General features: G+C 42.1%; 1 pseudogene. It reads left to right on the plus strand.

Annotated features, from left to right (window positions below):
- Window positions 1–401 (plus strand): annotated as a pseudogene (locus SB765_RS28160) (LLM class flavin-dependent oxidoreductase); the annotation flags it as partial.

The following is a 401-nucleotide window of genomic DNA, read 5'->3' on the forward strand; positions in this document are numbered from 1 at the left end:
GGCTCAAGTTTATTTAGTGCCCAGTTAGCAGCGCAAAAAGGATTACCCTATGTATTTGCGGGGCACTTTGCACCGCGTTTTGTACATGATGCAATAGCCTTATATAAACGAGAATTTAAACCATCAAATGTATTAGCTAAGCCTTATGTAATGTTGGCATTACCTTTAGTGGCTGCCGATACAGATGAAGAAGCACAATACTTATCAACCACTTCAAAACAGCGAGTGCTATCATTAATTAGAGGCGACGAGTTGTGGTTAAAGCCCCCAGTTGAAACAATGGATGGCTTGTGGAGCGAACAAGAGCGTACACATGTTGAGAGCTTTTTAGGGCTAAGTGTGACCGGTGGGCCAGCGAGTATTAAACACAAATTAGAAATGATCGTGAACCAATTAGAGGT

This window comes from Pseudomonas sp. SIMBA_067 (assembly GCF_046534675.1).
In the GTDB taxonomy this organism is placed as follows: Bacteria; Pseudomonadota; Gammaproteobacteria; order Pseudomonadales; family Pseudomonadaceae; genus Aquipseudomonas; species Aquipseudomonas putida.